Origin of the sequence: Bacillus sp. BB51/4 (assembly GCF_008368845.1) — a bacterium.
Taxonomy (GTDB): domain Bacteria; phylum Bacillota; class Bacilli; order Bacillales; family Bacillaceae_G; genus Bacillus_A; species Bacillus_A wiedmannii.
The window spans coordinates 14832-39219 of sequence record NZ_QOSC01000029.1 but is presented as its reverse complement, the minus strand read 5'-3'; the positions used below and the strand labels follow the sequence as shown (position 1 = coordinate 39219).

At 32.5% G+C, this 24388-nt stretch carries 21 protein-coding genes and 2 pseudogenes; 8 read left to right on the top strand and 15 right to left on the bottom strand.

The annotated features are described in order from the left end of the window. Nucleotides 1–84: 84 nt before the first annotated feature. The 6 genes from DN392_RS28460 to DN392_RS28435 form a co-directional block, all read right to left on the bottom strand. Complete coding sequence (locus DN392_RS28460; protein ID WP_002162305.1) at nt 85–285, bottom strand: hypothetical protein; 201 nt, start codon at nt 283–285, stop codon at nt 85–87. Nucleotides 286–737: 452 nt separating this feature from the next. Continuing rightward, entirely contained in the window at nt 738–1490 is a 753-nt protein-coding gene (gene aiiA, locus DN392_RS28455) for a quorum-quenching N-acyl homoserine lactonase AiiA (protein ID WP_149238242.1), read from the bottom strand. Between the two features lie 286 nt (nt 1491–1776). Beyond that, the gene (locus tag DN392_RS28450) at nt 1777–2250 is read right to left on the bottom strand and encodes a GNAT family N-acetyltransferase (protein WP_063226050.1); all 474 of its coding nucleotides are present in this window, start codon (nt 2248–2250) and stop codon (nt 1777–1779) included. Nucleotides 2251–2708: 458 nt separating this feature from the next. Beyond that, complete coding sequence (locus DN392_RS28445) at nt 2709–3797, bottom strand: saccharopine dehydrogenase NADP-binding domain-containing protein (RefSeq protein ID WP_149238241.1); 1089 nt, start codon at nt 3795–3797, stop codon at nt 2709–2711. A gap of 120 nt (nt 3798–3917) precedes the next feature. Then, nucleotides 3918–4229: an ArsR/SmtB family transcription factor gene (locus tag DN392_RS28440; protein ID WP_002013825.1), complete on the bottom strand. Its 312-nt coding sequence runs from the start codon at nt 4227–4229 to the stop codon at nt 3918–3920. 115 nt (nt 4230–4344) lie between these two features. Further along, nucleotides 4345–4488 (bottom strand): hypothetical protein, encoded by a 144-nt coding sequence (locus DN392_RS28435; protein ID WP_236735004.1) that lies wholly within the window; start codon nt 4486–4488, stop codon nt 4345–4347. Between the two features lie 340 nt (nt 4489–4828). Between DN392_RS28435 and DN392_RS28430 the strand changes: the two genes are divergently transcribed. The 5 genes from DN392_RS28430 (at nt 4829) to DN392_RS28410 (ending at nt 9789) form a co-directional block, all read left to right on the top strand. Continuing rightward, complete coding sequence (locus DN392_RS28430; protein WP_149238240.1) at nt 4829–5950, top strand: tyrosine-type recombinase/integrase; 1122 nt, start codon at nt 4829–4831, stop codon at nt 5948–5950. A 2-nt stretch (nt 5951–5952) separates the two neighbouring features. Then, entirely contained in the window at nt 5953–7905 is a 1953-nt protein-coding gene (locus DN392_RS28425) for a tyrosine-type recombinase/integrase (RefSeq protein ID WP_149238239.1), read from the top strand. Beyond that, the gene (locus DN392_RS28420) at nt 7892–8275 is read left to right on the top strand and encodes a DUF6262 family protein (protein ID WP_149238243.1); all 384 of its coding nucleotides are present in this window, start codon (nt 7892–7894) and stop codon (nt 8273–8275) included. The genes DN392_RS28425 and DN392_RS28420 overlap by 14 nt, the downstream gene beginning before the upstream one ends. Nucleotides 8276–8490: 215 nt before the next feature. Further along, entirely contained in the window at nt 8491–9003 is a 513-nt protein-coding gene (locus DN392_RS28415) for a GNAT family N-acetyltransferase (protein WP_149238238.1), read from the top strand. Nucleotides 9004–9564: 561 nt separating this feature from the next. Continuing rightward, entirely contained in the window at nt 9565–9789 is a 225-nt protein-coding gene (locus tag DN392_RS28410) for a hypothetical protein (RefSeq protein ID WP_255448107.1), read from the top strand. A 350-nt stretch (nt 9790–10139) separates the two neighbouring features. Here the strand turns inward: DN392_RS28410 and DN392_RS28405 are convergent. The 6 genes and pseudogenes from DN392_RS28405 to DN392_RS28380 all read right to left on the bottom strand — a co-directional run. Continuing rightward, a pseudogene (locus tag DN392_RS28405) lies at nt 10140–10532 on the bottom strand (recombinase family protein); the annotation flags it as partial. After that, nucleotides 10532–10900, bottom strand: coding sequence for a hypothetical protein (locus DN392_RS28400; RefSeq protein ID WP_063225872.1), 369 nt, complete (start codon nt 10898–10900; stop codon nt 10532–10534). The gene DN392_RS28400 and the pseudogene DN392_RS28405, both read right to left, overlap by 1 nt. Before the next feature lie 24 nt (nt 10901–10924). Continuing rightward, nucleotides 10925–11332 (bottom strand): annotated as a pseudogene (locus DN392_RS28395) (helix-turn-helix transcriptional regulator). A gap of 171 nt (nt 11333–11503) precedes the next feature. Then, nucleotides 11504–12679 (bottom strand): TolB family protein, encoded by a 1176-nt coding sequence (locus DN392_RS28390; RefSeq protein ID WP_063225873.1) that lies wholly within the window; start codon nt 12677–12679, stop codon nt 11504–11506. An 86-nt stretch (nt 12680–12765) separates the two neighbouring features. Next, nucleotides 12766–14217: a HAMP domain-containing sensor histidine kinase gene (locus DN392_RS28385; protein WP_081214494.1), complete on the bottom strand. Its 1452-nt coding sequence runs from the start codon at nt 14215–14217 to the stop codon at nt 12766–12768. Continuing rightward, nucleotides 14207–14902: a response regulator transcription factor gene (locus DN392_RS28380; protein ID WP_063225875.1), complete on the bottom strand. Its 696-nt coding sequence runs from the start codon at nt 14900–14902 to the stop codon at nt 14207–14209. The genes DN392_RS28385 and DN392_RS28380 overlap by 11 nt, the downstream gene beginning before the upstream one ends. Nucleotides 14903–15040: 138 nt before the next feature. On the opposite strand from DN392_RS28380, the gene DN392_RS28375 reads away from it, so the two are divergent. Continuing rightward, entirely contained in the window at nt 15041–15193 is a 153-nt protein-coding gene (locus DN392_RS28375; protein WP_370512832.1) for a hypothetical protein, read from the top strand. Between the two features lie 334 nt (nt 15194–15527). On the opposite strand, the gene DN392_RS28370 is transcribed toward DN392_RS28375, so the two are convergent. Next, complete coding sequence (locus DN392_RS28370) at nt 15528–16727, bottom strand: hypothetical protein (RefSeq protein WP_149238237.1); 1200 nt, start codon at nt 16725–16727, stop codon at nt 15528–15530. A gap of 825 nt (nt 16728–17552) precedes the next feature. On the opposite strand from DN392_RS28370, the gene DN392_RS28360 reads away from it, so the two are divergent. Both DN392_RS28360 and DN392_RS28355 read left to right on the top strand, forming a co-directional pair. Then, nucleotides 17553–19817, top strand: a complete 2265-nt coding sequence (locus DN392_RS28360) for an N-acetylmuramoyl-L-alanine amidase family protein (protein ID WP_116349216.1) — start codon at nt 17553–17555, stop codon at nt 19815–19817. Nucleotides 19818–20054: 237 nt separating this feature from the next. Beyond that, nucleotides 20055–20267 (top strand): hypothetical protein, encoded by a 213-nt coding sequence (locus DN392_RS28355; protein ID WP_002162318.1) that lies wholly within the window; start codon nt 20055–20057, stop codon nt 20265–20267. A 320-nt stretch (nt 20268–20587) separates the two neighbouring features. On the opposite strand, the gene DN392_RS28350 is transcribed toward DN392_RS28355, so the two are convergent. After that, complete coding sequence (locus DN392_RS28350) at nt 20588–22384, bottom strand: ABC transporter ATP-binding protein/permease (protein ID WP_116349217.1); 1797 nt, start codon at nt 22382–22384, stop codon at nt 20588–20590. After that, the gene (locus DN392_RS28345; protein WP_116349218.1) at nt 22384–24330 is read right to left on the bottom strand and encodes an ABC transporter ATP-binding protein; all 1947 of its coding nucleotides are present in this window, start codon (nt 24328–24330) and stop codon (nt 22384–22386) included. The genes DN392_RS28350 and DN392_RS28345 overlap by 1 nt, the downstream gene beginning before the upstream one ends. Nucleotides 24331–24388 lie beyond the last annotated feature (58 nt).

Here is a 24388-nt window from a genome sequence, read left to right as displayed (position 1 = left end):
CCGTCTTTTCTTATGTTTACATAATTTCCGTTATAAATAGTAAAGAAGGACACCTTAAATGTCTTTTTTCTTTCTAATTAAGTATTAGCGAAACAATAATAAAGCTATAATTACCAAAATAATAAATATAGCTCCTCCGATCTCTTCGGCAATTTTAAGTTTAAATTTATATTCTTTTTTTGGTTGTTTATGTTCATCTTTTAATTGTTGAACTTCAACTGTTAATTGTTCCAATGATTGTTTTAACCCTTCAATTTCTTGCTCCAATTTATTTTCACCATTCATAGTATAAATCCCACCAATTTATATTTTCATCATAAATATTATAATATAAAAATATAAATAAGTCCTTAACCAAATGTTAATTTCACTGTATATTCTATTTATATCAAATTTACATAACGTCTCATTATCGGTAGTATCCAAAAAAGCTAACTTCTTAGCTTTTTTGGATAAGAAGTTAGCTTTTTCGTTTTGGAGGTATCTCGTTTTCCTTAGCTTGATGGTGATGTGGTGCTACCCCACATGCCTATCAACTTAAGAATTCAGTATTACCCCAAAACGAGAAAATGAGCTTTTTTGTTACAAGTTAGCACAAAATTTCGTTCTGGGGGTACTATAAAATTTTAGCTTGATGGCAATGGGGTACAGTCGCATGCCCATCAACTTAAGAATTTTATAACACCCCAAAACAAAAAGTCATGAGCTAACGAGCCCATGACTTTTTATATGCTATATCACAAATAATCTGGGAACACTTTACAGCCCTTTTCTTGCTCCATATCATGTCCAAAGAAAATAATCGGATTTTCTTTCCTAACAACATCTTTTAAACGTTTTATTGAAGATAAAGCTAAATCCGAATCAAATCCAGCAAACGGTACTTCATCTTCAAAGTTTTCTTTCGTATATGATGCATCAATAGTTAGTAACACTGGACCTGATTTTTCCGTCTCAATTAATAATGACTGATGCCCTGGCGTATGTCCCGGTGTATATATTAATTGCACACCTGGCACTACTTCATAATCCCCTTCAATGATTTTATAGTTTAAATTGGGCAATATACATTCTTTCAAATATTCCTCTCTGTGGAGTGCTACCTCATATTCAGCACGCTGTACAATAATTGGTGTATTTGTAAAAACGCCATTTCCTCCTGCATGATCAAAATGCAAGTGAGAACTAATGATATAAAGAAGATCTTCTGGCTCATATCCGGCACGCTTTAAAATATTTACGATCCTATCGTTCTCATTCATTTTAGGTAAAACTTGTCCTTCAACAAATGTACCTTTAAAAAGATTCTCATTATTAAGAGCACTTTCTGGCATACCTGTATCTACTAAAATAAGTCCCTCTTCTGTCTCCAAAAGATAACACCAAACAGGTAAGTTTAGTAGTTTACCCGGTGTAAGTGTACTATTAACTGAAGAATGATCCAACATACAACGACCTGCTGGGAGGAAATAAAGCTTCTTTACTGTCATTATGTATCCACCTTTACAAATAATTTAGGATAAAACAATACAATATTTCGCTTATTAGAAATAAACTCCTTCTCACCTTTCATTATTTCAACCATTATTTTTTCAATTGTTCACAACTTTTCATTACAAATTCAGTGATACTGGAAAGCCTATGCAGGAATTCAGTCTGCCTTTAGGCATAGGATAAAAGTGTCAACTTTCCGTAGAAAAGTAAACGTCAAGTAACTCCAAAATATACAATAAAGGTTGATTTTAGAGTTACTTTTCCACATTGGAATATCTTGTCTTATTCCCCTTTTTCGGTGGATGGGCAAAAACACCCTAATTCTAGAAATTCATCAGTTTCCATAAAACCAAACTTCTTATACACTGGTCTACCCATTTTTGAAGCCCCAAGCCATATTTGTGAGATACCTGAAATCTTAACTTCATCAACTAATTTAGTTAACAGCTTTGTTGCGATTCCTTGCCCACGATAATTTTCATTAGTATACATATTTGTGATATAAGCCTTTTTTCCAGTCTTATTGGTGTAACAAGGTGGAAATTCATAAAAAATTACTGCACCACAAGCTATAGTTTCTTCATTATCTTCCACTAGCCATTGAATTAAATTACCTTCACTTAGTTTATTTTTAAAGAAAGCATATAGTTCTCTACCAATATCTATATTAGGTTCTATCCCCTCATCAACTAATTGCTTTTTTCTTAACTCGACCAATTTATCAATATCATCGATATTTGCTTTGCGATATTTCAACTTTTCACAACTCCTTTATAAAATTACAACTGACCAGCCCCATAGCATAATTAATTCTCATCATTTTACGATTGATTCTTATTAAACTAAACTGCCATTAAGTTATTTGGGGTATTTGCTCTTCTTTGCTTGATGGGGTCACCATATCATTTTAAGAAAATTGTACACTAAGAAGTTTATAAAGGTGATATGCACTTAGTAAACGTTGCAAACCTTGGTTTAACAGGACTTAAAGGTTTGTCCTTAAAGGTATATCTTTACAAACTACAGTCACTTTTCCCATTAGTGAAAGTAATATTCCAGTTGATATTTTAGAAAACATCGAATTTCCAGTGCCAAATAGTCCCTATTTAGCTGGAAAATAGTCTTAGCGTACACCAAACATCTTAATTTGTGTCAAAAATGTGTCTAAACGTACAATTTTATGGTGACCCCTACCACGAATAGAACGGTACCTTTTATATATTTTCTTTCGTAATAGTAACCCCATATTCCCTATAAAAATCTAAAATTGCAGATGCATTCACACCCAAATCTAATAGATTTTCCGGAAAGTGAATTCCATAATCTGGAATCGTAATATCAGATGTTTGTAAAATGTTCTCTGCTTGGACAGCTGCTCCTAAAGCAGTAAGATGTGTCTGTCCTAACGGATCTGATATGTTCACACATCGTCTATACAATAAACCAGTAGCATCATAACCTTTAAGGTGAATAACTATGTTATGTGCACTTCCCCTTCCGGGTTTATAGAGAATATTTTTCCGTAAATCGGTAAATTTTTCTCCACTAATCATTTTCCAAATCCCTGTATTCACCAGAGAAACCAGTCCATATGTAGATATTTTACTATCAAAAGCAATACGAAAGTTAGTCGAAACAGCATGAATTGATTCTGGCAGGGTTACGTGATCGGGAGTATCCAAACGATAACATTTGGTTATATAACCGTTGGGAAAGCGGACTTTAATTGGATTAGTCATTGGATAAGCCTGTCGCATTCCCTCTCGAGCTTTGACTTCAAACGGAATAGTTAACCGGTCCATATACGCTGTTGAATTTGGTCCTGCTTTGTCTTGAAGAGAATATAGTGCGTTGATATCAACCGTAACCTCTTGAAGATCTTTTGAATAAATTTTAGAAAAAAGGGCTGCTGTCCCCCCCATCCACCCTGAAGCTAATACAACAGGGGATTGGACCTCAACATTTTTTAATCGATCAATAGAACTCTTAAAGCGTTCAGTCCAACGAGTAATGTCAACCAATGGGATTTTTTTTCGAACTGCGGATAGGAGTAGTCTATCTTGAGGGTCATTAACCGCATTAACAACTAATGTGAAATTATCATCCAAATTTCTTAAAGGATCATCTGTTGTGTTGTCTACCTTGACTATTTTTACTCTCTCTGATTCAAAAGGTAACTCTTTCCCTAAGGTTCTTCCTCCTAATCTAATTTCCAAATCAGGATGTCGATCATGTAAAATTCGAGCAATTTGACTACCAACAACTCCATACCCACCAACAATTAATACTGTTTTTTTATTCATCTGAAACCTCCATTTTAATTAGTGTGAGATTATAAATTTAAACGATTAAAAACTTAAACATTTAAACATATTATCGCTAAAAAAAGGGACAAAAGGTGTCCCTAAACTATAAATGAGTACCTAGTTCTTACATTCATCTTCAACTAAAGAAACAAGTTCTTTTAAAAGATTTATTGTTTCATTAAATTCAAGACAATAATACATTTCAGTGCCTTTTTTCTGAACTTGAAGTAACCCTGATTGTTTCAATATTTTCAAATGATGAGATACAGTAGGTCTTGACATGGGAATATTCTCCGCAATTTGCGTCACATTCAAGCTATCTTTATCAATTAAAAGTGATACAATTTGCTGACGAGTTGGATCTCCCAACCCTTGAAAACATGGTCTTAAATTTTCTAAAATATGCATTACTTTATCATTACAGTTCATTTCGCTAACATTACCTTCCGTTTAAGAATTTAATCATTTAAACGTATTATAAATTACATTGCTATCTAATGCAATAAAGAAGTAGCACCAACTTTAAGTATAAATATTGAAAGTTTCATAAACAGCCATTTTCAATTTTCCAGATTTGTAAGAATGTCGTTTTTTTTTCTGTAACAATTGCCAAATCCATTCCAGCTACAACCAGGACAAACCCACGAAATTTACGAAGCTTATATCGGATTGTATCAAAAGCTTCCAACTCAAGTGATCCTGCTTTGCCTGTTTATCCTCCTACAGAAAAACGGGCGAAAGTGCCACTGTTATGAGCAAAAGAAAGTCTTTAATATTTTAGATGTTATCTATAATGGGGTACAGCCGAGATACGTGTATTAACTATACTAAATAAAACCATAGTCCTTATAGTTCTTTAAGTAAGGTTTATGGTTTTTATTTATCTTTAAATAAAGAATAACTATATTGATTTTTCAAAGTATTTAAAGTATTTTAAGGTAAGGACGTGGTATTAATGAATTTCACTGGATACAGCTAATGATTATAAGAACATTATTAATTGTTGTAGTGTCGGGAGGAGGCCTACTATGAGAGTAGAAGAAGTCATTTTGTCGAACGGAAAGATACGCTATATGCTAGTAGATAAAAATGGAGAGCCTACTCAGCCTGTTCTTCAGTATTTACGATTCAAAGATAATAGTAATGCTGCACGAAATACCTTACGGTCTTATTGCTTTCACCTGAAATTATTTTTTGAATTTCTAGAGCAAGAAAAATCGGATTACCGTGAGATTGGTATTGATCAGATGGCATCTTTTATGGGGTGGCTACAAAACCCATATGGAAACAATAAAATAATATCTATTTCCATTTCTACCCCATCAAGAAAGCCAAGAACAATTAATGTTGTTTTAGCTACTGTAATAGGATTTTACGACTATTTAATGCGTCATGAGGATTATTCTATTCAACTATCAGAACGATTAAAAAAACAAATGACCGGTTCGCGTAGGAATTTTAAAGACTTCTTATATCATATTAACAAAGATAAAAAATTTACAGCTAACATTCTCAAAGCTAAAGTACCAAAAGAAAAACCGAAGGTTATTTCTAAAGAACAAGTTGCAAAACTAATTTACTCCTGTTCAAATATACGTGATCACTTTCTTATCCAATTATTATGGGAAAGTTCTATGCGAATCGGTGAAGCTCTTTCCCTATGGCTTGAGGATTTTCAAGTTGATGCAAGAAAGATTCATATTTGTGATCGTGGAGAACTTGAAAATTTTGCGGAAATTAAAACCGTATATAGTCCAAGAATAATTGATGTATCTGAAGAATTAATGGATCTTTATTTTGAATATATAGCTGAAATACATACAGATGAAGTAGATACCAACCACGTTTTTATTAAGTTATCAGGAGAAAATAAGCACCGTCCTTTAGAATATACAGACGTTGTGTCTTTATTTAATCGATTAAAACAGAAAACAGGTATTCATGTAACACCTCATATGCTTCGTCATACTTCACTGACTGAATTACGAAAATCTGGATGGAAAGATGAACATTTGATGAAACGCGCGGGACATGCTCATATTCAAACCACACTCCAAATGTATGTTCATCCAAGTGATGATGATCTACGAAAGGATTGGGAACGTACAAAAGAACGAATGAAGATAAATTCTCAGAAAGGAGATAGTTAGAAATGAGTACGATAAAATTAACAATCGTAAAGGAAAAACAACAAGAAATCAACGATTTCTTAAAAGGCTATTGGGAAAATGATATATGGAGTGCCTACCATCCAGTCTTTGATGAATTTCGAAAAACAGTCTGGGATCGGACATATAAAAAAATTGATTTTTCTTGTTTTGAATCCAAGATTAAAGATGAAATAAAGTTTTTTATTTTAAATCGTTTAAAAGTTGATGATGTACGTTTATATCAGACAGTGATTAGACGATATGCAGCATCATTCAAACATGTTGCAGATTTATTAAATCAATATTATCCCTACATAAATAGTATCATTGATGTAGATTTAAACAAAGCAATGATTCAACTTCGTTCTATGTTAGTTAAAAAAGGATTGAAAATTCGAAGAGATGGCTCACTTACCAAGTATGAAACCTTCCTAAAAGTGATTTATCTATTTTATAAAGATTTCTATGATGAACGTGATAATTTTGAAAAAGACATTTGGGATATCAGGAAAATAGCAAAATCAAAAGTGGTTGAACATGAAGCACATTATCTATTAAATTTTAAAGGTGTTCCAAGTCCGTTTCGTAACATGGTTAAACGCTATATCAAGTTTCGAATTCAGTATGTATCTCACGGACAGTGTTGCCTTGATATTCGTTCTATCAGTCTTTTTTTAAATTATATATATGAAAAATATCCAAGCTGGAATAATCTATCATTACTATCTCGCAAAGATATGGAAAAATGGCAGAAGATAGACCAAGAACAACACCCAAAAGCACAACGGAATTATCTAATAACTCTACGAGTTTTTTTGGAAACTACAGAAAAATTCCAATATGCAGAATCTACCGAAATACCAATATCATTACTATTATTTAAGGAAGATCTCCCCCGCCTTTCAAATCGCACTGAAAACGATATTAAATATATCCCGGAGGGAATCCTTCAACAATTAGAAACCCATTTAGAACATCTTACTCCTAAAGAATATATTCCCGTAGTGATATTACTTCGAGCGACTGGTTGGCGTATTTCTGATATTCTCAACCTTCATTATGATACTTGTTTAGAACAAACGGCACAGGGATGGTATTTGTGTGGTGATATTATGAAAACACAAGTGTTAAATCATCGTGTACCTATTACGGATGATGTAGCAGCTATTGTACAAACAGTAGTAGAGTGTATAAAGAAAAAAAGCGACATGAACAATAATTCAAAAAAATTCTTATTTGTTCAACTTTCTGGTAGACGAAAAGATCGCCCGCCAGAATCACGTAGAATTCAAGATAGTTTAAATCGTCTTGCCAAAACAAAAAATATTCTCGATGATAAAGGGAACGTATTCCATTTTAAAAGCCACGCTTTTAGGCATACCAAAGGAGTTGAACTAATTAATAATGGGATGAATATATTACATGTTCAAAAGTGGCTAGCTCATGCTTCACCGGAAATGACTCTTACTTATGCGAAAATATTAGATACGACACTGAGAAAATCATGGGAAGACGCAACAGCAAAAGGACTATTCCGAATAAATGATTCTGGTAAACCGGTAAAAATACATCCTTCGGATATTGAAAATGAAGATATGATTGAATGGGAATATATTCGTTCGAATTTAGATGCAGTTCGCATGCCACTTGGTTATTGTACAAAACCAATTAAACAACCCTGCCCTACGCAATCCGATCCATGTTTATCTTGTCGTAATTTATGTACAACCCCGGAATTCACGGAAGAGTATGAACGTCAAATAAGAGATACAGAGGCTGTTATAGAACGTGGAAAAGCTATAAATCGTCCTGTATGGATAGAAAAGAATCAGGAGAAATTAGACCGTTTAAAACCAATTTATGAAATTTTAAAACAAGGTAAAATTCATCATAAAGCAGGAAAAAAGGGACGGGAATATAGCCGGGAGGACTTCAGTGAACATGAACACAAATAACTATAAAAATACCGAAGGTATTAAAAATTACGCCAAACTCAAAAGTGAGTTAACCTTAAGTAAAGTCGATCAAGCAATTCAAATATTAATAAAAAATAAAGAGAAAATTAACTTTAACAGTGTTTCAATAACAGCTGGAGTGTCAAAATCGTATCTATATAATCATCTAGATATTCGTGAGCGTATAGATAAACTTCGTGAGCAGCAAAAGAGATTACCTTCTCCTAAACAAGTTAAATATGAAATAACAGATTCGAATAAAGACATATTGCTTGCCGCTAAAAACAAACGTATCAAACAATTGGAAGATGAAAATAAAAGGTTAAAAAAAGAACTGATGCACCTGCGAGGTAAGATTTATGAAGGATAATCTGTTGAGTAACAATAAAATCGTTACATTTACAATAAAAATGTTTAAAAACGCCAGTCATGTTATTCCGTTAAAGGGCCAAATAATGGAATAACTCCTTGTGGAAATAACAGATGCTTGCAATAAATAGTATTAGGCTAAATAGTAGGTTTATTGCGGAAATATTCTTTGTATTTAGCTATTACGTAAAAAATAAAATTGAATTGGTGGTAATGATGATGGATATTACAATTAAGAAATTACATGACGTAGATTTTGAAAAATTATTTGAATTTGAGCTTGAGAACAGAACTTATTTTGAGGAAATGGTACCGAGTCGCGGGGATGATTACTATAACTTCGAGACATTCAAAACAAGGAATAAAGCCCTGTTGGATGAACAATCTCAAGGGTTATCATATTATTATTTAATTAAGAGTAAAGATGGTTTAATTCTTGGAAGAATGAACTTAGTAGATATTGAAAAATCCCAAGGTTTAGGTCATATTGGTTATAGAGTGGGAAAAGCATATATCGGAAAAGGGATTGCTAAAATAGCATTGAAACTCTTATTAGAAGCCACAAGTAAGCTAGGAATAAAACAGATTTCGGCGAAGACTACTGTGAATAACATAGCTTCCCAAAAAGTCTTGGAAAAAAACGACTTTAAATATATAGCAACAAGTGATGAAGAATTTAGTATGAATGGACAAATCTTATCTTTTGTTTATTATAATTGGGTGAAATAACAGATGTCTTTTCAATTAAAGGGCGCGATTGTGCAATAACACTTAGATTTAAACGACTTTATTGTTGTATTTTTAAGTGCAGTGAAGTATTTCACATCAAAAATTAAATAACTTTATTGTCATTTTACATAATCCGCCCTTACGTTGAGTACATGTATTCAACGTAAGGGCCCTTTTAAATTCGTTTTTTAATTTTCTTAGTTAAGATAACGTGTAAAAATAGGTCATAGCGATACATTTTTTCCCAGACGTTATTTTTCGGAGATATTTGTAACATAAACGCGTTCGTTTTTGTTACGTTTTGTGTTTGAAAATATGAAATATCCTAATTGTTGAACTAGCTGTAACAAAATACCGTATCAAAAATAATTCGTAATATTATTAGTAAAACAGCTTTTTGTTACACCGAAATCTGATAATGGAAATAAAATATAGCCCATAACCTTAAATTACATGCATCTCGACTGAACCCTTTTTTATTTGAATTTAACATAATATTACGATGTAAAATTTTCTTATTTGCTGTAATATTAGGAAGGGATTACTTAAAGGAGTAGACAGATGAAGAGATTAAACAATACAACTTTTTGGGTTGCCGTAGGAGCAAATTTCATATTTTGTATAGCTTTGTATATTTATTTTACTTATCATTATGAACTTATTTATATTCACCCTGGTGAACCATATTTAGATACTGGACGTGATCTTACATATATAATTTATGCCTTAATGCTCCCATTAGTTATCGCCATTATTTCTTCAACTATGGCATTGAAAAAAAAATAAAGATCACGCAAAATTGTTGGTTCCTAATATACAATTTTCCGTAATATGTTTGATATTCACTACCGCCTGGTTTCTTTTTATGTGTATTTATGGTTAAGCGCTACAAGTCTTAACATTAAATGATATGGTGCCCCCCCTATAGGTAGTTACTTTGAGAAGTCAGCTAATTTTTTTCGTTTTGGCGTTTATTTTTCTTAAGTTGATGGGCATGGGGTCTCGCCACATCGCTATCAAGCTAAGCTTTTGAGGTATCCCCAAAACGAAAATTTTATGCTTCTAGGGGTACGGAAACGATTCAAAGAATAACCCGCTACATCTAAAAAATCCCCAATTTTAGCGGGTGATTTTTATTATACTTTGTTTTGTAGTTTCCTATATAAAGCTGATCTTGAAACATTGGTAATTTCGCAAATTTGTTTCACTGTCATATTCTCTTCTTCATACAGATTAAGTGCATAATTCATTCCAGCATGCTTTTCATGATATTTTTTAACTCGTCCTTGATACTTTCCTTCCTTTTTTGCAAGATCAATTCCTTCGCGCTGACGCATGCGAATTAAATCACGCTCCAATTGATTTACTCCACCCATTACTGTCATCAAGAAATGACTATATGGATTTTCTTCAGATAAAGCCAACAATGTATCTTTTAATGAGTTTAAGTTAGCTTTTTTATTTTTTATGTAATCAACTAATTCAAATAAATCCCTCGTACTACGAGTAATCCGCGTTAAATCTGTAATTATTTTTTTCCTTCATTTTGATTGAATAGGAAAGTTGCTGCTAAAAATACTGCAGGTACGTTAATTATAAGTGCAACATTATTTAAAAAATCAGTCGTCTGTGAAAACACAATAATCAGTGATGTTACTGCGACAAATAATGGGAGTGTCTTATTTATATTTGTGACTAGTTGTCGCTTGTGAAAATGTCTTAGTTTGAAATAAATACCTATTAAAATTGGTGAAGTAAGGAATACTCCTAAATATCCCCATGCATCTTCAATATACCAAGGGAAAAAGTCCATACGTGAAGTAAAGATAAATAGATTTAGTATGATAGTTCCTACTAATATACTGTTTAATATAATGACTTTCTTGTTTTTCTCCATTGTAATTTCTCCTCTGAAATTTAATTACTCGTTAGTTAATTCGTAAAAACGATTCATAACATCTTCCTCTTCAAACGTGCTATACCACCTATAATCACTATCATCTAAAATACGAAAATGCTGACTAATCACATTTTGTTGTACTCGAAACTTTCCTTTATTTCAATCTCATTCGAAAACATTTTTCCACCTACTGTTTTTACTTTTGGAGTATACATACCATCATGATCTAATGTTTCAATTACTTCAAAAGGTTCTTCTCCTAAAATATGTTTTAAGATTTGACTATGCTTTAAATAAAGCACAAACTACGACTGCATTCGTCCAACCAATGGATGTTCTTTCTTTTTCAACTTGAACCAGTGTCTTTTTAGAAATACCTAGAACAGTAGCCATTTTTTCTTGAGAATATCCCCTTTCAAGACGAATCAGTCGAACATCCTTAGGCTACTGTTTATTGTATGATTTGGTCCTTTGCTAAACAGCCCCATTTATCATTTAAAAACTATGCAAATTATCTCCTAAAGTTACACAGTACTAATATTTTTCTATACTATATATTCGCATCAGAATCATCACCGCATAAGTCCCCTTATGGCTTTACTAATCCAAGTTTATTATCTTTGTAATATCAACTGACTTTCCATCTTTTTGCTGTGCGCTATGAACCATTATTTTTTTACCAGATGGACTCCATGCCGTAGGTATATAATACTCGCCTTTAGAAAGTAACGATTTTTTCTTTGTTTGTATATCAACTACATAAATACCTTCATTTCCCTTTTCATTGGATATATAAGATACCTTTGTCCCATCTGGAGACCAGTTTTCGCCAAATATATATCCTTTATCTAATACTTGTCTATTTTTCCCCTCTAAATCTGTTACTACTAATGCCAAGTTATCAGAATGAATGACTTCCATGATGAAATGTTTTTTATCCGGTGATAGCTGAAAATTTGAGACCTTTTCCTTAACCAATTCTTTCTTTTTCTTTGTATTAACATCATACACCATCATTTTGTCACGTTTAGATTCGTTTTGAGATTGTGTTCTATAATATATGTAATCTCCAACTTTTACCGGATCCATTATAAACATTCCCTTTACCGGATCCATTATAGTCATTCCCTTTACCGGATCTTCCATTGTCATTATTTCATTTTCTACATTTTCTATTTTTGTTGAAGTTCCATCCGTTTTTACTATATAAAAACCTTTTATAATCGTATACGGCATGATTAATTCTTCGTTATTAATCCAATGGGCTTCTGCTAAATCAAGACCATCTATAAATGGTTCATTAATCCTAATTTTTATATTTCCTTCTGAATCTGTAATATATCCTGTATACTCTTCTTCAAAATCATTGGCATAAAATATATGTTTCTTATCAGGAGAAGCAATAGCATCTTTTTGGTGTTCTGGTGTATCAGCCATACTTTTCTCTTTTTTAGAATTTAGATCGTATGAATAAAGATTTTGGACTTCAAATTCCCCAAGTTTCGTTTTTTTATGCGGTAATTCTGTATTTTTCTTTGAAACTAGTATTTGATTTTCTCCTAACCAATCGTATCCTAGTATTCCTTCATACGTATCAATTTTAGATGCTGTAAACTGATCCGCTAAAATAGTTTTGGTGTCTTCTATAACGTTTATTGTATGATTTCCCTTTTTAACTTCCTTTCGGCCTTCGGCTTGTTTGAGTACAAAGACTGAAACTGCAACTACTAAAGAGCATGAAACGGCTGCTCCGATTAATATTTTTTTCTTTAGCATGTATCATCCCTCCATATTTCTTATGAACTTACTATACTAATTTGATTTTTCAAAAGTATCTCCACTTGTTTCAATACTGTAAACTTTTACACAAGTGGGAAAGAAATTAAGAAGGTTGTCCCCTTCGCTTCATTATCTTGTAAAGAAATAACTCCATTTTGTTTTTCTATTAATTCCTTTACAATCGAAAGGCCGAGACCTATTCCACCATATTTTTTGGATCGGTCTTTATTAACTGTATAAAAAGGCTCAAATATTCTTTCTTTTGCTTCCTTTGGAATACCTATTCCTGTATCTGAAACTTCTATGAATACATATTTATCTTTGATATAACTTTTGATACATAATCTTCCATTCAGTTCATTATATTTTATTCCATTGTCTATCAGGTTTGTAAAAATATGAACCAGACTTTCTTTATCACCCAAAATAGTTGCTGATTGTATATTCGTTATCATGCTGACATTAAATTTTTGTGCTTTCCCTTTCATCCGACTACATATTTCCTCAAGCACTTCTTTCATATTAAGATTTTCTGTTTGAAGCTCAAAATCATATTTTTCAAGTGAAGATAAGTACAATACTTTCTCTACCATTTCATACAGTCTTTGTGTTTCTTTTGCTATATTATCTTTGGCATCTTTCAGTAAATTGGGATCATCAGAATACATTTCTAATAAATCAGAATATGCTTTTATAACTGTGAGAGGGGTTTTAAATTCGTGGGTAATATTTCCTATAAATACTCGCTGTTGCTTTTCTAATTTTTTTACCTTTTCCAGTGTCAATTTGAACTTCTGATGTTCCTCCTTTATTTCTTTAATATTTTTTTCAATTTGATTGCTCATATAATAAATACCCTCGCTTAATTCACCAAGTTCATCGTTTCGTTTACATAAAATAATATCGTTATAAAAACCGCGTCTAATATTAAGGGCATCTTTTTTTAGCTTTAAAATAACTCTTACATATCTATGAAAGTAAAAATATCCAGTAATAAAACTAAGTATAAATACTACACATCCCGTACTAATAAAAAGAGATTTAATCTCATTGTAAAAGTTAATATCATTTTCAATAGAGTACTCAAACTTAATTACTCCTATTTGGCTCTCATGATATAGTGGAGCCATATAAACGAGAGTATTTCCTCTAACTTCATAGGCTATCTTACCGCTTAGCGCATAAGAAAGGATTTCTTTCATGTTAGTTATATCACTAAAAGCCATAGAATTAACAACTTCTTTTCCTCTCATATCATATATAACAGCATGCATTCCATTTATTGAATTTACCTGTCTTACAAGTTCTTGTGCATTTTTTTGTAAAAATTCACCTTCATCCTTTATAGAATCTGTAAGGTACATCTGCTTCACATATGTGTTTGCAATTTTGGTCTGGTGTACTAAATACTCTTCCTGCTCTTTTTGTTGATTATCTTTTATTCCTTTAAGAACTAAAATACTCAGTATACTTACAGTCAAAATTAACAGAGTAGCTAGAAAAACACTGGATTTAACCTTTATACTAAATTTCACGTTTTTCACCTACAGCCTTATACCCTACTCTATATACAGTCTGTATGATGTCTTGGTAAGGCTCTTGTAATTTCTTTCTAAGTCTTTGAATATGAATATCCACTGTCCTCGTCCCGCCAAAATATTCTATACCCCAAATTAAATCTAACAATTCTTCTCTTGTGAACACTCTATTTAAATTCGATAATAAAATCGCTATCAAATCAAACTCTTTTGGTGTTAATTCCAATTCTTCATCCTTTATAAGAACTTTTCTTTGCTTTAAAATGACTCTTATATCCTTAATTTTTATCTCCTCAGCCTCGGATTCATTAACATTTTTCGATAATCTTCTGAGCAGTGATTTGACTCTTGCTAATATCTCCCTTATATCAAAGGGTTTTACTATATAATCATCCGCCCCTAATTCTAGTCCTAACACTTTATCTACAATATCATTTTTTGCAGTAAGCATAACAATGCCTAAGTTTTCTTTATCCCCGATTTTTTTACATACATCATATCCATTCATTTTCGGCATCATTACATCTAAAATAACTACATGTGGTTTAAAGGTTACTATTTTGTTTAACGCTTCTTCTCCATCATAAGCTATTTCAACACTATATCCCTCTCTTTTAAAAGCATAAGCAATTGCATCAGCAATACTTTTTTCATCATCTACTACTAGGACTTTTTCTTCCATATTGCCACCATCCTTAATAATTGGAATTTATATTAAAAGATTTACTAAGAGAGCATATCATGAAAAGGAACTCCAGAATATGCCCCCTTTTTAGCTGATACGGAACATTGGTTAAATTGGACTCGCTTTTTTGGTCCTATTTCTGGTTATGATACAAAACTAGATCATGCGGTTGATCGCTATATTACCAATGTATTTTGCTATGGTTGTAATTTAGGACCAACACAAACAGCTCGTTCTTTAAGTGTTTTTATCGTAAACAAATTGCTTGGATTAATCAACGGCATGTAACACATGAAGCCTTAGATAAAGCGATTCAATATATTATTAATGCCTATAATGGGTGTTTTTGCCCATCCCCTCGAAAAGGGGGAATAAGTGGTTCAGCCGATATATATACGTTATCTTAACCAAGAAAATTAAAATATGAATTTAAAAGGGCCCTTACGTTGAATACATATACTCAACGTAAGGGCGAATTATTTTGGGTCTGAAATAAAGCTTGATTAAAAACAACTTAGGGATCTGTGTAGCCGATTTCTTTAACGTACAGAAAATTGGCTTGTTGGTTCGTTACTCGTTAAAAATGTTTGTAAAGCTTCTAGAGGTTATATCAACTTGCATTTTATTTGCTAGAATACCATTTAGCTAACCACTCATTCCATTTATCTTTTTGAATAGTAATGGCAAATATAGTGTTTTTATCAGGCTTGTCAGTAAGACATACGGATGTATCATGAACAGATAAATATTGTCCGTGGTTATTTTTTAAAGAGAAGCCTTCAAATCCATAATTAATAAGTGTCCATACTTGTCCATAAGCGTGAAATCCTGTAACGCACACCTCACCATTTGCAGATGTAAGATAGGTTGAATTTGCTTCTATGTACACCTTGTTAGATCCTTTTTCAATTGGAATAATTGTAAATATACTCCTATCTTCTGGGATCCAATTAGATGAAGCAGAAATATTCGTACCATCCTCCCATGTTCGCAAGACGTTATCTCTGTTTCTAATTTTCACAGAAATAGAAGGACATTCTTCATTTTTATGTTGTGTAAAGACGGAGAGCTTATGTCTCTTTATCTCAGCAAGCTCATCAGCGGTATAACTAAAAATTCCAGATTCTTTTACTGGATTTGAAGTTATCGTTGCTAGTTTTCGTTTCTCTTCCGGTAGTGCATGAAAAAGTTTCTCTAGGTCAAAAGAAGCACTACCTGGTTTTATATTTGGAAACTCCTGTCTAATATATTTTAGAGCTAAAGGACCATTCATTTGACCACTATTGTCACTTTTCAAGTAATATGTTTGCCAATTCGTAAGCGCAATACCAGTATTCCCGTCATCTAATTGTTTTTGTGTAATATAATACATATCATGTTCATATGGATCTGAGGCATCAGGAGTTAAGTCCACTTTGATACCAGCTTGCTTAATGAGAAGTTGTTGACCATGTTTTATCGTTTTATATTCAACTTTCCCATCTTTATAGAAAAGTTTAATTCTCTTAGAAAATTTTTGGTTTTTATAATAATCATACACACTAATACCAAATTCTCCTTTGTTAAAAGTAGGAGCTTTGTAAGCACGGTTTTCATTGTTAGCTAGATAATCATTTTTAGCACTTTGTTCTGATAAAAAAATAACAAAAGGCTCTTTTAGAAACGTATCATAGGTATCACCAAATGTTGTAAGAATCGTTTCTCTTTTATCAACGTCTGCTTTCGCTTTATGTTTTGTAAATGGATTCAAGCTGAATACAATCCCCATCGCTATTCCTACAGGGGGAATTTTTTTTATACATCTCTTTATCTTTTCCTTCATGGATGTACTCCTTACTTTCTAATTTATACTATTTCCAACGTATTTACATTCCTATCGGTAAGTTCATCTTAATTTAAATCCCTTTCAAAAGTCTTTCATAAATATTACAAAACCCTTTCATTGCTTCTCATACAAACATTTCAGGGCTCTTGTAAGTAATTTCTTAAACTTGAACATACTGATAGAAATAAAAGGATTGATACATAAGGAAACCACCGATCATACAGTGTGAAAATACACTTTTGCGAGGGTTTAACACCATGAATCTCAAAAACATAAGTATGAAATTATTACTCTTACAATTATTTTCTCTCGTACTTAGCCTATTTATATCCTCCTCAAGGATGCTGTTCTTACCTTGGTTTGTTGAAGATAGTTTCGGTTTACTTGGAATTTTCATTACTACACCTTTATTATTGTTTATTCGTGTAACTATGACATATCTTAAGAAAAGGCCTTTGTATAACAAGAACGAGACAAACTATTCCTTTAAGTTATTATTGATTTATTAAAATAAAAATTGAGACCCAAAAAACCAGAAAGATCGGCATTTTACCAGCCTTTCTGGTTTACTACTTAATTCATTTTATAAATGAAAATTTTGTTATGGAGATACTTAAAAATCTTCGGTTAATGAGCATGGGGCCAAGCTGAAAAAATATATAACATCGTATAGAATTCAGAATTTTATACGATGTTACTGTAAGATTTTTGTAACATTTATGAAAGACTTTTGAAAGAAATTTATACTAAGATAAATTTCGGAACGTTAAAGTCAGTTTAATAAATAGAAAAATAGGGTAGCACAAAGTGAGGAGCACAATTATGAATGGAAAAGCAAAAAAAAGTATGCGAAAAGTCCTTCCTGTAGGGATTGCAATGGGGATTTTATTCAGCACCAGCCCAGTAACAGAACATAAAGTGAAAGCAGATGTTGATACGTTCGGAACGATTGTTACAACATTTGGAAGTATTTATGACGCATTTGGTAAAGAGGCTTTTACTAAATATTTAGAAGATGCTAATGCAAAAAGTAGTTATAACAATTTTTATGAAAATATTACTTATATGGCTCCTACTTTTAAAAAAGGAGAGTTTGGGATTACTGTATTTGATTACTATAAAAATCAAGATTTTAGCCAGAAGGTTAAAATTGCTTATCCCAATGGAAAAGTTGAATATAAAACAATTAAGCATGGACAACAACTTCGTATTAAGGACGCTGGTACAATAGTAGATTTAACTCCTGATGAACCAGAACTATCTAAACATAATATGATGTATATTACGCAAAAACAATTAGATGAAGGAAAGACGGGCGTTTCACTTACGAATTTCAAAACTTATTATCTAGAAAGTGACAATAGTGGTCGTAGAAATGAACTAGGATGGAAATTTATAAAACAACATTTCCCAAATGCTTATCATCCTCAAAGCGGTTTGGCTAATATCGGTGTTAATGAGGATGAACTTTTCAAAAAATTACCAGAAGACAAACGAATGCTAGGAACAAGTACTTCAAAGACAGTGGGCAAAGAGGTTCTTTCTAATTATGTTACGAATGACTCTGAAGCTCTTGCAGATTTTAATAATCGATTACCTGATATATTGGCGGATCGTACTAGTATCCTAGAGACGCCTATTTCACTAACGTTTAGTAAACTAAATGACGGTAAACCTTATCAAATTATCCCCTATAAAAAAGGGACGAATAAAGTATTGGTAAAAACAGGGTCAAAATATCTTTCAGGGAAAGAAGGAAATGCACTTCAATATTCCGATTCGATTGGTGATGATGAAGTGTTTGAACTTGTTCAGACAGGCAATTCTCATGATAATAAATTCCAGTTCCATTTAAAAAACAAGAATGGAGTAAGTTTGGCTGGTAATTTAAACGTTCAACGATTTGGTACTGATTGGAGTTTCAAATCTGAAATTCGCTTCACTGAAAAAAGCAACAATGAAATTCATAACTGGTTAAGAGAGTGGTATCCAGGTAAAGAAAATGAGAAACAGAAGTATGACGGAATACAGATAATAGATGATGAAAAGGATCCTACTAAAAAGATTGCAAAAGATTCATCTGGAACCGTAATAAAAAACAGTTGGGTGAACAACGGTGGCAATCAGTATTATGCAGGCTCTGATGGAATTCTCTTGACAGGTTGGCATGAAGTTGAGGGAAAGACATATTATTTTGGCTTGTATGAAGGATTAATCAATACAAATGGATTCGAGAATGATGGGAAGTACTACAACTTCAATGACGATGGTTCTGTGCTACAATCAGCATGGAAGGAAGATCAAAATGGTCTACACTATTCTGATGCTTCTGGAGCAATTATTAAAGAAGGTTTGCGAGAAATTGATGGTAAAATTTATTATTTCCAAAATTACAATGCAAATAAAAAAGAAATACGTCTAGAAGATCAAAATATCATTCTTCACTTTTCTGACAAAGGCGCACTTGAGAGAGTTTCTATGCTAAATGGAGAAGAGCTAAGTAGCACTATAACTCCTGTTTCGTTTGAAGACAAAGAGTTAATATTTGAAAGAGATGGTTCCATTAGAAAAAGCGGGATCTCTAAAACCTTTTTACCTGGATTGTTTGATGAAAAAGAGCAACCTGTATTGGTATATTACAGCTTAGAAGAAGGGCGTTACTATACCGGTTGGAAGGAAGTTGATGGTAAAAAATACCACTTTGATGATGGCAGACACTTTACTTTCGATGGTCATGAAACCATTGATGGAATAAAATATTATTTTAATCATGAAGGAGAAGCTAAGCAGACAGGTTTAGTAAAAACTAATGGTAAAACATACTATTATAATGATAAAGGTGAAATGCAAACAGGCTGGCAAAAAATCAATGATAAATGGCATAGCTTCGAGAGTTCTGGAGAAGCTACGGTAGGAAAATTCACAGCTTGGGCACGCTCCGCTTCACAGTTTGGATGGTTCGATTACTATGCTAAAGACAATGGCGAGATTTATGTAAACGAAACTGTTTCTCTTCCTACAAAACATGGAAATAAAAATCATACCTTTGATAGTTATGGACATTTTACGATAGACTGGAACAGTTAAGATCATATAAAAACTATAAATAGGTGTTAAAAAATATAAAATAAAACAAGAAATTATAAGACTGCAAGGCTTTTTTTCAGAAGGCTTTGTAGTCTGTTTATATTATCGCGCACGGTAGTATAAAAATTGATAATGATTTTTTAGAAATTATAGACGATTTTTGTTCACGATTATAATAACAACTAAAAAATGATTGAGAAAAATTCAACATATACATAATAAGTGGAGGTAAATATAGTGGCTTTAAAAGTATTACTTATCGTTATTGGTGTAGCATTAATTTTATCGGGTATATATAAAATGAAGAAGTATGATGCATTCGTAGGAAAAACTCAAACAAGAAAAAATCTTTTCAACTTGCTAATTAATGGACAGAGTTCTGGCATAGGACAATTATTAAGTGGGATTGTGTGTATCGTTTTAGCAATCGTAGCCTTTATAATTAAATAATTTGCAAATAAAGGAGCTAAGATATAGAATCTAGCTCCTTTTATTATGATAAAGTCTTTAGGCAAAAACAAAGATTTTTTAAAAAAATGGACATAGTCTCTTTGGGTTCTGATCAACAGAACTTACTCGAACATAACCTATTTTTCTCATATTTTACTCTCCTATTTTGAAACAAGTCATATGAGACATACTGAAGTACCATTATATCAGGATCAACAAACCATCTTTAATTTGTGAATGAATAGTATTCAATTTTTTCTTCGCTAGTTTGAATATCTTTAATTTTTATTTGGTAGGTAACCATGTTACTATTGCGGTATTTACCTTCTTAGCGCAACAGCTGGCTCAGTATGAATAAGCTTATGACTTGCTATTATGCTTATTACGATGATAACAATAACTGTCACAAGAATAGAAAGCATCATTTGAGGTATCGTGATAACTAGGCTTAACCCAAAAGTAATACTTACAAGATAGACGCAACTGATTAAGACAGCATTAAAAACAGCTGCCATTCCCGATAACAACATATTTTCGCAGGTTATCATTCTTCGTATTGTACCTTTACTAAAACCTAGTGCAGATAACAGTCCTAATTCCCTATATCTCGAATTTTGTAATTTAACAAGCAGAATAACACTGATAAAGAGACCAATTGCTAAAATCAAAATAGATACTACTAAGAACAGACGGCTAAGGCTGTTAAAGGTATTTTGTAAGGCTGCAATTTCGCTTGAAACATTTTTACTGTCTATATTTTTTGCCTTCAGCATTTCACTCACAGAAACAATATCATCAAAACTTGTCACATCATAACTAATTGAATAACATTTTTTATCCTTAATATTCTTATAAAACTTCTGTTCAGCATCACTGCTTACAATGAAATCATCATAGCCAGCATTAAAGATACCGCTTATCTTCAACTTGTACTCTTTTCCTTCATACTTTAATGTGAGTTTTTGACCAATTAAACCTTTGAAATTATTATTGAATTTTTTCGCAAGGCTTGGCGTAAGGGATATTTCATTAGCTCCTCTTTTTGGCATAGTTCCATAAGACATGCTTTCGGTAGCCTTTGGCGTTGGATATTTCTCAATCATTGTTTCAGATTTATCTTCTATGCTTAAAGACACATTATCAATTTTGTATTGATAATAAACATTTTCGATACGCTGATCAGATTTTAACAGTTGAAAAACTGTTCCGTCATCTTCCCCTTTGATGTAGCCATTGTTAAAGGCAGTGTTTTTTTCTTTGAAATCAGCAATAGACTGTTTCAAAATATTCCCTGAAGATAAGGACAACATAAAGGCAAGAATGCCGATAGAAATGGCTAAACTGACCAACATGTATCGCATGAAATGTACTTTGAAATTTTTAAGTCCTCTTTTAAAAGCAGAAACTCTTACAGTCGGATTAAATGTAACCTTATGTTCGCTTTTTTCAGTGCCTTTAACCACTTTATTATCAGCAACAATTCTACCATTTTCAATAGACATTACCTCATCAGCGAAGTCACAGATTTTTTGATCGTGTGTGATGACTATGACTAAACAGTCTTTTGATATTTCTTTCAAAATCTTCATTATTTCCGTTGAATTTCTTCGGTCTAACGCTCCAGTTGGTTCATCTGCCAAGATAATTGATGGATTGCTAATTAACGCTCTTGCGATGGCAACTCTTTGCTTTTGACCACCTGAAAGATTTTCTATATTTTGATTTGCCTTTGATGACAATCCAAGTTGATTTAAAAGCTTCTCAGCATTATTGATGTATTCTGCTTTCCCCACAGGATGTAACTCTGAGGAAAGCAAGATATTTTCAAGCACGGTATGTCCACTTAAAAGATGATAGTTTTGAAAAACAAAGCCGATATTGTCTCTTCGATATGCACAAAGCTCATCTACTTTCATTCTACTAATTGATGTATCACCTACGGATATTTCACCGTCATAGGTGCTGTCAAAGCCAGCAAGCATATTAAGAAGCGTACTTTTACCGCTACCTGAAGCACCTACAAGGCATATAAGTCCTTTGCTTGGAAAATCAAAACTTATATTGTCAAAAATAAGTGTTTCATCATACTTTTTTGTAAGATTTTTTATCTGTATCATTATCGATCACCAGTCCTAAGCGCTGTGGATACATTGACTTTAACAAAAGTAGAGATAGTTACTCCAAATGCCACAACTGCAACTCCCACTAACAAAATTACACCTGTAAACAGCATTTTTGCATTTAAAATATCAACACTAAACTGGGCTTTTGTTACCAAATTGATAAGTGGAGATGTAACAAGCAAGAAAAGAATTGCCGTAGCCATTGTAATGACTGTTTCACTGAAAATGAGTAAGCTTAAATGCTTGTTATTATAACCGCTGATCTTATAAATGGCATATTCTCTTTTTCTCATAATGCCTGTAATAAGAAAGATTGCCATTACCATCACACCTGATAAAAGAGTAATACTAAGGCTTGCAGATTCAGTCTGTTTGGTCGTTTGTGCATTAAGTCTTACAATGTCCCCAACTCGTTCAAAATCGCCAATAGGAACGATACCTTTTGAATTTAACTCATCTTTAATAGAAATCATATCTGCTGGAGTTTTTGCACGAATGATAAAACCCATCTTTTCAGAACGGATTTCCGCTTGTTTTCTCATTTCACCGAGTGCAGTTTTACTAAAAAAGAAAGCATCATCAATGTATTGTTCCATCGTCTTTCCTTCATATTCATATACTAAATTTGCATCAATTACACCAACGATCTTTGCCTTTATTGAAACGTCTTTTAATAAAGGTTCACCACTTTCCAGATTATACATGGAACTATTGAAGGTGATCTCTTTTCCAATTGCTTGTTCATTATCGATACCTAATTTTTTCACAAAGCTTTCAGGAACAACAACCTCATTACTGTTTCCCATAGGCATTTTACCCGATAAAAGTTTGTTAATGTGAGGTACGCTACCAGTACTTTCAACTTTGTATTCTTTTCCATCAACATTGACATTTATATTCTTAATATTGTCTGGTATAAGCACTCCAAATCCAACTCGCTTATCATTTACAAATTGTTCATATAATCCACCTATGTTCTGTGTTACATCTGCCTTTGGTCCCTCATCGTTATTTCCCTCTGTACCGCTTGCACTTGTAAAATTATCAACTACGGTAATGTTCAATATTCCTTTATCATAAGTATCCAATAATTTATCAAACTCTGCCTGACTGCTGTTGTTAATTACACCATTCACTGTTGTAAGCAATAGGATCGCCGCAATCATAAGAGAGAGAGTTGCTACCGCAAAACGCCCAAATTTACTTTTTATATTAGATTTTGCAAGTGACAAAGAATTTTCCAGCGATAACTTAGGACGATTTTTCATTGTAAGTGTAGGCGTTTTTGTAAATGGAATTTCTGACTTTGAAATAAGCTTGCCCTTATCCAGTTCAAATATATGATCCTCTTCAGAAATTAAAGATGTATCATGGGTTACAACAATAACTGTTCGATTTTTAGAAATAGCTCTTAAAATATCCATTGTTATTTTTGCGTTTTTTCCGTCTAAAGCACTTGTGGGTTCGTCAGCAATAATGACTTTTGGATTTTTCATAAGTTCTCGTGCAATGGCAACACGCTGTTTTTGACCACCTGAAAGTTTTTTCACCTTTGTGTGTGCTAAGTTAAAGATCTTTAGATCTTTAAGGATTTTTTCAGCATTTTCTATATTTTTTTCACCTTTTAGATACTCTGACAACAGTACATTGTCTAAAATCGTAGCATCCTCAATTAAGTTAAAATCCTGCCATACAAAGCCAAATATGTTATTGTAAAAATAACTTTTTTCATTGGCAGATAAATCTTTGATATTTTTACCGCAATACAGTACCTCTCCATCAAAGTCTTGTTCCATACCACTCATGATTTTAAGAAGTGTGGTTTTACCACTGCCCGAAGAACCAACAATAAAGTTCAGTCCTTTGTTGATATTCATTGAGACGTTGTATAAAGCGAATTCACTTTTATACTGCTTCGATACATTTTTTATTTCAAACATTAACTTTATCCTCCATCAATTTATTTCTTCACAAGTGATAAAACTTCTTGATGCTATT